Source organism: Microcystis sp. M169S2 (assembly GCF_020245865.1).
Taxonomy (GTDB): domain Bacteria; phylum Cyanobacteriota; class Cyanobacteriia; order Cyanobacteriales; family Microcystaceae; genus Microcystis; species Microcystis ichthyoblabe_A.
The window spans coordinates 1-8,307 of sequence record NZ_JADBUB010000056.1 but is presented as its reverse complement, the minus strand read 5'-3'; the positions used below and the strand labels follow the sequence as shown (position 1 = coordinate 8,307).

At 41.0% G+C, this 8,307-nt stretch carries 8 protein-coding genes and 1 pseudogene; 4 read left to right on the top strand and 5 right to left on the bottom strand.

Annotation, left to right across the window (positions count from 1 at the left end; all coding sequences use genetic code 11):
* Positions 1-874 precede the first annotated feature (874 nt).
* The 3 genes from IM485_RS06280 to IM485_RS06270 all read left to right on the top strand — a co-directional run bounded on the left by IM485_RS06280 (position 875) and on the right by IM485_RS06270 (position 2,810).
* On the top strand, positions 875-1,666 hold the full coding sequence (locus tag IM485_RS06280) for a hypothetical protein (protein WP_104397350.1): 792 nt from the start codon (positions 875-877) through the stop codon (positions 1,664-1,666).
* 630 nt (positions 1,667-2,296) lie between these two features.
* The gene (locus IM485_RS06275) at positions 2,297-2,572 is read left to right on the top strand and encodes a BrnT family toxin (protein WP_104397351.1); all 276 of its coding nucleotides are present in this window, start codon (positions 2,297-2,299) and stop codon (positions 2,570-2,572) included.
* Positions 2,535-2,810: a BrnA antitoxin family protein gene (locus IM485_RS06270; RefSeq protein ID WP_104397352.1), complete on the top strand. Its 276-nt coding sequence runs from the start codon at positions 2,535-2,537 to the stop codon at positions 2,808-2,810. The genes IM485_RS06275 and IM485_RS06270 overlap by 38 nt, the downstream gene beginning before the upstream one ends.
* Positions 2,811-2,944: 134 nt before the next feature.
* Here the strand turns inward: IM485_RS06270 and alaS are convergent, their stop codons facing one another.
* Together alaS and IM485_RS06260 are read right to left on the bottom strand one after the other, a co-directional pair.
* Positions 2,945-5,569, bottom strand: a complete 2,625-nt coding sequence (gene alaS, locus IM485_RS06265) for an alanine--tRNA ligase (RefSeq protein ID WP_287741999.1) — start codon at positions 5,567-5,569, stop codon at positions 2,945-2,947.
* A 71-nt stretch (positions 5,570-5,640) separates the two neighbouring features.
* Positions 5,641-6,495: an Rpn family recombination-promoting nuclease/putative transposase gene (locus IM485_RS06260; RefSeq protein ID WP_104397354.1), complete on the bottom strand. Its 855-nt coding sequence runs from the start codon at positions 6,493-6,495 to the stop codon at positions 5,641-5,643.
* Between the two features lie 134 nt (positions 6,496-6,629).
* Here IM485_RS06260 and IM485_RS06255 point away from each other — a divergent pair, with 134 nt between their 5' ends.
* Positions 6,630-7,106, top strand: a complete 477-nt coding sequence (locus IM485_RS06255; protein ID WP_104397355.1) for a hypothetical protein — start codon at positions 6,630-6,632, stop codon at positions 7,104-7,106.
* Between the two features lie 45 nt (positions 7,107-7,151).
* Here the strand turns inward: IM485_RS06255 and IM485_RS06250 are convergent, their stop codons facing one another.
* From IM485_RS06250 to IM485_RS06240, 3 genes and pseudogenes are all read right to left on the bottom strand, one after another.
* Positions 7,152-7,511 carry an immunity protein CdiI family protein gene (locus IM485_RS06250; protein ID WP_012265665.1) on the bottom strand — a complete coding sequence of 120 codons (360 nt, stop codon included), beginning with the start codon at positions 7,509-7,511 and terminating at the stop codon, positions 7,152-7,154.
* Between the two features lie 100 nt (positions 7,512-7,611).
* The gene (locus IM485_RS06245) at positions 7,612-7,926 is read right to left on the bottom strand and encodes a hypothetical protein (protein ID WP_287741995.1); all 315 of its coding nucleotides are present in this window, start codon (positions 7,924-7,926) and stop codon (positions 7,612-7,614) included.
* 76 nt (positions 7,927-8,002) lie between these two features.
* Positions 8,003-8,307, bottom strand: a pseudogene (locus tag IM485_RS06240) (flagellar assembly protein H); the annotation flags it as partial.

The following is an 8,307-nucleotide window of genomic DNA, read 5'->3' as shown; positions in this document are numbered from 1 at the left end:
TGGCTTTCAAGACTCGGTTAACAATCTGTAATATTCCTTGTTGACACCCTTACTGACAAAGAAAAAACTGAAATCAAGTCAGGATAAGGGTTGGAGTGCTTACTGAAAAAATTGTTAAGAAAGATCCCTATAAGGGATAGATCAAGGGGGGCAGGGGGGATCGAATCTAAAATCCATTTCTAATTTAATTATAACCAGCTACTTAATAGATTTTAACAACTTATTACAAAGGTGAGAGTAACGGCGATGGCCACCCCCAATTTCAGAAATCACAACTCTGAGATTGAAGCTGGGAACGGAAGGCTCCGAGGTGTAACCGGCTCTTCTCGACTTTGTGTGATAAGTTTAACTTACTATAGAAGCGATCAATCTTTGTGTCCTCTGTGTCTGGAGTGGTTCCTTCCACTCCCTCGCCAGCAGGACTGTATCTTAGAATACATTTTACCCACCAAACCTAAGAGAGCCGCCAAAGTTTGGGGGTCGGAGTGGGGGGAGATTGTCAGGATATTTTGCGAAAATTTGGGCTTAAGTTAGTAAAGTTGGGGATTTTTCCCAAGTTAAGGATTTTTGTGGGAGAAAGGATTTGAGGAATTTTGGGGACTTTTTTCTTAAGTTCCTAAACTTCGGTTGTTTTGAGGAGCAGGAGAAAAATATACTGGGCTAGAAGTTATACATTGTGAAGTTTTTCGGCTCTTCTGGTTTCTGTGTGGAAACGAGGTCTATGCTGATAGTTTCTTCCGCAAAATAGCCCTAAAAGTTTTGCCCGATAAGCATTTCACGACTATATAAGCAAAAATTATCACACAAACTCTAGAAGAGCCGTTTTTCTTAATGTATAACTTCTAAGTACCATAAATTATTGAGGGTAAATTCAATGATATTGAATCCGAACTCCGAAAATCTGAACAAGAAAAAGTTTGCATTTCTAACGGGGATGATTGTTTCGGTTTTGGCAATCTTAGTTTTTACTGTTGGTAATTCTGCGTTTGCTCAACCTGTTTTTACAGACAAACTCGATTTAGGTTTAACGAGCTTTTATCCAGATGCGGCTTCTCAACAGAAGAAGGTTGATATATTAGAGCAGCTTAACTACAACATCTCTGTTCCGCTTAATGTGGAAGATATAAAAGATAAACTAGGTGATGGATCATTTCAGAGTGCCGACTTAGATTTTAGTACAACCCAGCCCACTGTTCCAGGTACTAATACCCGTATTTCCTTCACCGGTCCTATTACCACAACTAACGGAGTTGCTGAAACTTCTAAACTTTATGCTGTTGTCGCAGGAAAGCCCAAATTAAACACTTGTCCCGTTGAAGTTCAGGAAACACAGATTGCATTCTTCAATCGGAAAGATGATGCAAATACAAAAGCTCAGGCTCTTTCCGACGAAGGATATCTGGTTTATGTTACTGCTAATGCTGCTGTACAAAACGAAGCCAAAGATAAAATTATAGAACTCAACTGTAAACCTAATGCTCAAGGAGTAATTATTAATGGCAAAACACAGAAAGTTACTGTAGATTTTACAGATATTTTTAACTTACTACCGCAAAATTTACAGCAGCCTGCAAAAAATTTACCTTTTGTTTATTCACCAAAAAGTGATTCCATTTATTTAGTCAATGCCAGAAAAGAATATGATCCCAGTAACCCTACAAAATAAACTTCTATAAAACATCTCGTGTAGGAATGGGAATTCAATAAGTCGTATTACTGTGGAGAAGATATCTGATGATAAAAATATCTTCTCCACAGTTTGTTTAATGCTTGACTATAAATTTAAACGAAATTACCGACAATGACTGTCTAGATGTTTTCTAATAGACTTTCTAGCACCTAATATTATCTCAAGACTAAAAGTCTTTCTAGTTAAAGAATCTACCTGGATCAAAATTATTTTAATTGCCTCATATTTTTTCAGTAAAATTGAATTAGCAACAATAGATATACATTACAGCTATTGAACCATTTAGTTAGTACATAAACCAAAAGCAAGCTGTGACTAGGTTATAATTTTTGGAGATGTCTATTGCGCTCATCAATCTCGTGGGAGGCATTACTTAACGCGCCTTTTTTCTGGTTTATTCTCCCAATCACAATTCCAAAAACTTGGATAACGACAGTAACAACAATTTGTGAAAACACTATATATAGCGTTTCCTAAGCTAGTGAGGTACACCTATTTTTCTTCATTTTTGCATCTTGTCTTTTGCCTTTTGCCTAAAACCCATAACTTTTGTACCTCAGCAGACTGAAAAACGCTATAATTGAAAGTTGTAACAGTCGTTCAGTTATGGAATACCGATGGGATGAAGCAAAACGACTTACTAATCTTCGTAAACACGGTATAGATTTTGCCGATGTTCCCGCCGTTTTCGATGGGGACATTTTAACGGTTGAAGATGATCGTCTCGATTATGGAGAGCAGCGTTTTGTTACATTGGGTTTACTAAAAGGGCGAATTATTGCCGTTGTCCATACCGAACGTGAGGATCACACTCGTATTATTTCTGCAAGAAAGGCAACGAAATATGAACAACGAACCTACTTTAAGCAACTCTCAAACTGATTGGCAACGATTAGACGCAATGAGCGATGAAGATATTGATTTATCAGACTGTCCAGAAATTACACCTGAAATGTTTGCTAAATCCGTAGTGCGGCAAAGTGTCGCCGTAACCAAGGACAAAGCTCAAGTTACCCTCTCCATTGATAATGATGTATTCGAGTGGTTTAAATCTCAGGGAAAAGGCTATCAGATACAGATCAATGAGTTGCTACGAGCCTATATGGAAGCGCACCAATAACCATTAAATCTATAGCTTGATTATTGTTTCTAATTGATCCCAAATTCTTGATCAGTAGTTCCATATTATTTTTACCAATCACACCGAGAGGATAACTAATTTTTTAAAGGTGGACAAAATGCCCACCCTTAAAACTATTGTAAACTGCTAGTTAACTGACTTTTGGCCTTAGCTAAAGCTTCGCTTAACTTACTAGCATCCCGTCCCCCAGCTTGAGCTAAATTGGGACGACCACCACCACCACCGGCGCAGATTTTAGCGATCGCACCGATAAATTTACCCGCTTGTAAACCCTTATCTTTAATCACCCGGGGACTAAAAGCGGCCACTAAACTCACTTTATCAGCTGCGGGAGTCGAGGCCAAAATCACTGCCCCTTCCCCTAATTTTTGCTGTAGTCTTTCGGCTGCGGCCATCAAAGCATTAGCATCAATATCGCCCAAAGAAGCGACTAATAGCTTAAATTCGCCGATAGATTCAGTTTGAGATAGAAAAGCATCCGATTTATTTAGTGCTAACTCCTGTTTAACCGCTTCTAACTGCTTTTGTGTCCCCTTTAACTCCGATTGTAAGGCCGTAATGCGATCGGGAATTTCCAGAGGTTTGACCTTAAAGCGATCGCACAAATCCCGCACCACCTGATCCCGTTCATTCAAATAGGCTAACACGGCAGGGCCGGCCACCGCTTCGATGCGACGAATTCCTGCGGCGATTCCCGTCTCGGAGATGATTTTAAATAAACCGATCTCGGCGGTATTTTTAACGTGAGTTCCCCCGCATAATTCCATAGAAACACTAGGAATATCGATAACTCGCACTTCTGAGCCGTATTTCTCGCCAAACATGGCAATAGCTCCCTTCTGCTTCGCTTCTTCCAATCCCATCACCGCTATCTCGGTGTCATGCGCTTCGGCAATCCAAGTGTTAATCTGTTCTTCCACCTGTTGCAATTCAGCGCTAGTCAGGGGACGAGGACAGTTAAAATCAAAACGGAGGCGATCGAAACTGACGAGGGAACCTGCTTGGGAAATCCCCCCATCGACAAGCTTTTTCAGGGCCGATTGTAGCAGATGGGTGGCGGTATGATTAGCTTGAGCGCGACGACGACAGGAGCGATCGATCTGAGCATTAATTGTATCGCCAGTGGTGACAATTCCCCGCTCAATCCGACCAAAATGGATAAAAATCCCCGATTCTTTCTGCACATCCTCAACGCGGATAAGCAGATTATCGCCAGTTAAATAACCCTTGTCACCGATTTGTCCACCCGATTCGGCATAAAAAGGCGTTTGATCGAGAACTACCTGCACCTCAGTGCCTGCTGCGGCCGATTCCACCGTTTTACCGGCGACTAAAACCGCCGTTACTGTTGCGGTTGCTTGCAAATCCGTATAACCGAGAAATTCCGTCGGGTGAATATGTTCTGCCAGCTTATCTAAACTCCCCTGTACCGTCAAATCTATGGTTTCGTGGGCGGCTTTTGATCTTTGCTGCTGTTTTTTCATTTCCTGCTCGAAACCCGCCGTATCGACGCTTAAACCCTGCTCCTCGGCGATTTCTTGAGTCAGTTCCAGGGGGAAGCCATAGGTATCATAAAGGGTAAAGGCATCGACTCCCGAAATCTGGCTTTTTTCTTTTTCTAGAATCGATTCGAGCAGTTTCTCGCCTCTTTCTAGGGTTTCTAAAAATCTCGCTTCCTCTCGCTCTAATTCTGCCTTGATCACCGTTTCTCGTTCCCGAACATTGCCATAGACGGACTCGGAAAGAGCGATCGCCACTTCCGCGACTTTGGTGATAAATTGACCTTCAATACCGATTAAACGCCCGTGCCGTACTACTCTGCGAATCAGACGACGCAGGACGTAACCTCTGTCAGTATTCGATGCTGAGATACCATCGGCGATCATGTGTACTACCGAACGCACATGATCGCCGATGACTTTTAGGGAAACTTTCGTTTTTTCGTCCGCTTTCTGGTAGTCTATGGCTGCTAACCGGGCCGCTTCGGCGACAATCGGGAAAATTAGGTCAGTTTCGTAGTTATTGGCGACTTTTTGCAGGATTTGCGCCATCCGTTCCAAACCCATCCCCGTATCGATATTTTTATTGGCCAGGGGTGTCAGATTGCCATCCGCGTCGCGGTTATACTGCATGAAGACGAGGTTATAAAACTCGATAAAACGGCTATCATCCTCTAAATCGATGGTTTTATCCCCTAATTCCGGGTGAAAATCGTAGTAAATTTCCGAACAAGGACCACAGGGACCCGTGGGACCCGATACCCAAAAGTTATCCGCTTCGCCCATTTTTTGGATACGATGGGCAGGAATACCGATTTTATCGCGCCAGATAGCGAAAGCTTCCTCATCCTCTTTAAAGACACTAACGACTAATCTTTCGGGGGGAAGGTTAAAAACTTCTGTGGACAATTCCCAGGCCCAGGCGATCGCTTGTTCTTTAAAATAATCACCAAAGCTAAAATTGCCCAACATCTCGAAAAAAGTATGATGTCTGGCAGTCCGGCCGACATTTTCGATATCGTTGGTGCGAATACATTTTTGGGAAGTGGTAGCGCGGGGAAATTCTGGGGTCTTTTGCCCTAAGAAAATCGGCTTAAAAGGGAGCATTCCCGCAATAGTCAGCAAAACGGTGGGGTCTTCTGGGACTAGAGATGCACTAGGGAGAATTTTATGGTTTCTGGCCGCAAAAAAGTCTAAAAATCGCTGGCGAATCTCGCTTCCGCTTAGGTGGTTACTCATAGAAGATGTCAGTTAGTCAGAAAATGCCTATTTTATCCATTGTGGCATTTTTGCGTTTTAACTCTCCACCTTTACTCTCGCGCCGCTTGTCGGACCTGCTCTAAGTCTAAATCCAAAGCTTGAGCGATTTGTTCCACACTTAAACCCAAAGCCAGCAAACGGGGAATAGATTCCAGTTTTCCTTCTAGTTTTCCTTCTAGTTTTCCTTCCAGTTTTCCTTCCTGTCGTCCCTCCTGTTTAGTTGCTTCCTTCCATTCCTGATAGGTTTGAGATAAGGTCATAAACACCTCTCTATCCTCAGTTTCTAGGATGTTATTTATTTCCATACTAACCCGCCAACTAATCAATAATTCCAGCACATTTTCCCGGAAAGCATTACCTTGAGGTAATTCTAACAATTCTCGCACCGCTTGGTTTTGAGTTTTTCCCCTTCCTAATAATCTTAACCAGAGAGTCTCAGGAGTCACAGGCAATTGATTAATAGCGATAATTGCCGTGCGATAAAGCGCGGGAAGAAAATACACTCCTTCTGGCCAATCTGAGTCTAATTTTGCCCCAATACTCTCTAAAAGAGTCAGACTAGCCGAAGGGGATAAAATCCACAAACGAGGGGCATTGTCTTCATTGTAACTCTGATTTTCCCGTTTAGCTTGTCTTTGCAGTTCGGCTAAAATTGTCAAAAGTTTCGCTAAACAATTGCGAATCTCGCTACGGTTGGGAGGATTGCGATAGGGTTCAATTAAGACAGTATTAAGGACAATTCTGCCTAACAATCCCAGATAATCGGGGTTGGGTTCGGGATTGGGGGAAAAAAATACATCTATCTGTCGGGTTTCGTCGCTGACTTCTTTGCTGATTTCGAAGATTCCCAGGGGAGAAAGTAATTGTTCAAGGTAATTTTTGGCAAATTGGTCATGGGGTTTCATGGACTGAGCAGTTAATCGATAATTCTCAATTGTATTGATCGATTTTTGAATGGTTTTATAAACTTATGTTAACAAAAATGTCAGATATTTCAGAAATCCCTTGACAAATAAAAATCAGTTTTGTTAACTTACGATTGTCTTCGATAAATTCCCTTGAGCATCATGACATTAGCAACAATTATGAAAAATGGGGGGGGGAGAAGAAAAGCTTATGCAATTCTCTCCTTCAGGTCTTTTCTCTAGTAGCAACTACAGCGATCGGATATACTGCTATAGCGACCAGTGCCACAGCCGAAATTAGTGAGCAAGATCACCTTATTATCGCTCAATTTGCTCCTCGTGGTCGTGAATTTGTTTGTCAGTTTAATGGATCGGGTACTACGATTGCACCTAATATATCAGGGTCTTTTATTCATAGGGGTTCTTGCTACATTCCCGCCGAAGGAAGAAAATGTATTTCTGTCTATGATAACGTATATCAACCAATAGTTGATGGTACGGAGTGGACAAAAGATTGTGGGGGACTTGTGCCGATAGTTAACGATCCTAACACGGGAAAAAGTTACTATCAATTGAATACATTTAACAGAAGATTTATTTTCTCAAAATAATCTATGAGCTAAAAAATTGACAATAAAAGCGATCGAGTTTTGGGGCTATTTATATCTAACCTCTTTTTCTCTGATCGCTTCACTTGCATCTTCTGGAGTCAAAAGTCGTTGCTGTTTTTCACTAAAGTAAAATATTTGATAATTGGGTGATAATTCCTCTTGTAATTGCCGCCAAATATTGACACCTTCCCTCTCAAAATTGTCTTGACTTACTGCATCAAAAAAATGTGAATCGGCGGGATTGTCCCAATTTATAATTTGATTATAAATCTCTGCCCAATTACTTAACTTCTGTTGGATAGAACTCGATAAAGGTAACTCATCTAAGTTAAGGTTATCAGCAGTTTCCATATCCCAAAGAGGCGAATAGTTATATTCTGCCATTAGTTTAATTTTTCTTTTCATCAAGGTCTTCTCCTAAGAAACGTTGGATGAGTTTTCGGGGAGTGGCATTCGCACTAACTACATAACCATTACTACCAATATCGATAGAAATGTATTGAATTTATCCTTGATAATCAACTTTATAAATACTTCTGCTCGTTCCTTGAGTGCCGATTAATTGACCCATGGTAATTGCTTTCATCAAGAAATCAATAATATTATTAATCGCAATGCCTCGACGCTGAAAATCTTCTCCATGTTTATTAAGAATATGTTCCCAACCCGATGAAGAATTATCGATTTCTAAAAAGATTATCCGCCCGTTGTCTAATTGAGTAATGGCAATAATATCTTGGGAATTGTGTTTAATATTTCTAAGCTTTAGTTCGTTAATTAACTCCTCAAAACTATTTTCATCGGGCATTGGTTTTTTCAAGGACAAAAATGCTTAAATCGGCGTTTTAACCAGAATCTTGATTGATTTTGACTCAGATTATAGTTAAATCAATTCTCTACCCTTGCGTAGCTTGTCGGACTTGTTCTAAGTCTAAATCCAAAGCTTGAGCGATTTGTTCCACACTTAAACCCAAGGCCAGCAAACGGGGAATAGATTCCAGTTTAGCCTCTAGTTTTCCTCGCTCTAGTCCTCGCTCTAGTCCTTCCTGTCGTCCTTCCCGTTTAGTTGCTTCCTTCCATTCCTGATAGGTTTGAGATAAGGTCATAAACACCTCTCTATCTTCAGTTTCTAGGATGTTATTTATTTCCATACTAACCCGCCAACTAATTAATAATTCCAGCACATTTTCCCGGAAAGCAT

Coding starts and splice junctions, on each gene's coding strand:
- alaS (WP_287741999.1), bottom strand. CDS start 5,569: ATGAGTAACCACCTAAGCGGAAGCGAGATTCGCCAGCGATTTTTAGAC.
- IM485_RS06250 (WP_012265665.1), bottom strand. CDS start 7,511: ATGAAAAGAAAAATTAAACTAATGGCAGAATATAACTATTCGCCTCTT.
- IM485_RS06280 (WP_104397350.1), top strand. CDS start 875: ATGATATTGAATCCGAACTCCGAAAATCTGAACAAGAAAAAGTTTGCA.
- IM485_RS06260 (WP_104397354.1), bottom strand. CDS start 6,495: ATGAAACCCCATGACCAATTTGCCAAAAATTACCTTGAACAATTACTT.
- IM485_RS06275 (WP_104397351.1), top strand. CDS start 2,297: ATGGAATACCGATGGGATGAAGCAAAACGACTTACTAATCTTCGTAAA.
- IM485_RS06270 (WP_104397352.1), top strand. CDS start 2,535: ATGAACAACGAACCTACTTTAAGCAACTCTCAAACTGATTGGCAACGA.